At 68.0% G+C, this 2,228-nt stretch carries 1 protein-coding gene; it reads left to right on the forward strand.

Going from position 1 to position 2,228, the window contains the following annotated elements:
• On the forward strand, window positions 1–2,037 hold a 2,037-nt coding region (locus WB785_RS19615), incomplete at its 5' end, for an ATP-binding cassette domain-containing protein (protein ID WP_424080961.1).
• Between the last annotated feature and the right edge of the window lie 191 nt (window positions 2,038–2,228).

The following is a 2,228-nucleotide window of genomic DNA, read 5'->3' on the forward strand; positions in this document are numbered from 1 at the left end:
CCGGATGGGCACCCGGACGCCAGCCCGAAGACGACCGCGCTCCGACCGGTGACTCCGCCGCCGGCTCGTCCAATCAGAACGCAGCCCAGCCGACCGGTTCCCCGGACGGGAGGATCGTCGGGTTTGGCGACGGTCGGTCGCGCCAAGACCAACTCCGTCGTCGTCGAAGATGCGCTGGCCTCCCGCGTGCACGCGGTGTTGGTGTCCACTCCGGCCGGTCTGGAAATCCGCGATAACAACAGCAGCAACGGCACTTTCGTCAACGGAACCCTGATCACGCGGGCGATGCTGCGCGACGGCGATGTCGTCACGATCGGCAATACCGACCTGCTGGCGACCGGCAAGACCGTGGTGCCGCAGCCCGCGGCGGCCCGTACCAAAGGGCTCACCGTGCACGGGTTGGCGCTGACCGTCGACGGGCGCCAACTGCTGGAGGATGTGTCCTTCACCGCCAAACCCGGGACGCTGACCGCGGTGATCGGGCCGTCCGGCGCCGGAAAGTCCACGCTGGTCAAGCTAATTGGCGGCGCGATGCCGCGCAGCGCCGGTCTGGTCGCCTTCGACGGGCACGACGTGCACGCCGAGTACGCCTCGATGCGCTCGCGCATCGGGATGGTGCCCCAGGACGACGTCGTGCATCGCCAGCTCACCGTCGAGCAGGCGCTCAGCTACGCTGCCGAACTGCGACTGCCGCCCGACACCTCGGCCGACGATCGGCGGCAGGTGGTCGAGCGGGTGCTCGACGAGCTGGAGTTGGCTCCGCACAAGAAGACTCGCGTCGACAAGCTGTCCGGCGGGCAGCGCAAGCGGGCGTCGGTGGCCATGGAGCTGTTGACGGGCCCGTCGCTGCTGATCCTCGACGAACCGACGTCGGGGCTCGACCCGGCGCTGGACCGGCAGGTGATGACGATGCTGCGCCGGCTCGCCGACGCCGGGCGTGTGATCATCGTCGTCACGCATTCGCTGACCTATGTGAGCATGTGCGACCAGCTGCTGCTGCTGGCGCCGGGCGGCAAGACCGCCTTCGCCGATCCGCCGTCGCAGATCGGGGCGGCGATGGGCAGCACCGACTGGGCCGACATCTTCGCTAGGGTCAGCACCGACCCCGACGGTGTGCACCGGGCGTATTTGGCGCGCCACCCCGCTACTCCGCGACGGCCGTCGCCGACCGCCGGCGCGGCGCCGCTGGGAAAGCCGCCTCAGACCAACCGATGGCGTCAGGTCGCGACCCTAGCCCGGCGACAAGCCCGGCTGATCGCCGCCGATCGGGGCTACTTCGCGTTTCTGGCGCTGCTGCCGTTCGTGCTCGGGGTGCTGTCGCTGGCGGTGCCCGGCAGTACCGGGCTCGGATACGCCAGCCCGACGGGCCCGCAGCCCGAGGAGCCCATCGACATCCTGATTCTGCTCAACATCGGCGCGGTGTTCATGGGGACCGCGCTGACGGTGCGCGATCTGGTTGGCGAACGGATGATCTTCCAGCGTGAGCGAGCCGTGGGTTTATCGGCGTCGGCCTACCTGATGGCCAAAGTCCTTGTCTTTAGCGCGGCGGCATTGGTCGACACGGCGCTGATGGTGATCATCATGGCCATCGGCAAAGGCGCGCCGTCGCATGGCGGGGTGTTGTTGGGCAATGGTGTGGTGGCCGGCGTCGTCGAGCTGTGGCTGACACTGACGTTGACGGCTGTTGCCTCGGCGATGGTGGGACTGGCGCTGTCGTCGCTGGCCCGTTCGACTGAGCAGGTGCTACCGATGCTCGTGGTGACGATCATGGTGTCAATGGTGTTGGCGGGCGGGCTGATTCCGGTGACGGGGCGGCTGGTGCTGGACCAGATTTCATGGCTGGTTCCGGCGCGCTGGGGTTTCGCCGCGGCGGCGTCGACCGTCGATCTGAACCACATCGAGGCGGGCCTGCCCACCGACCGGCTGTGGCGGCATGTGCCGAGCGCATGGCTGCTCGACATGGGGATGCTTGCCGTGTTGGCCACCGTTTTCGTCGGTGTCGTGCGGTTCCGGCTGCGGTTGCGTGCACGTAGCTGAGCCGTTGCGGGCCAAGGGCTTTCGATAATCGCTAAGGCATCGCGCGTGGTGCACGGCGGGGTGAACACGACGGTTTTCGATCAGCGATACCATCGCTGGGTGTCTGATATGCCACCCGGAACATCTCCCCCCGATCCAAGCCAGCATTGGAGCCCTCGCACGCCGGCCTCATCGACCCCATCGGCTGTGAC

This window comes from Mycobacterium sp. (assembly GCF_049585075.1).
GTDB lineage: Bacteria > Actinomycetota > Actinomycetes > Mycobacteriales > Mycobacteriaceae > Mycobacterium.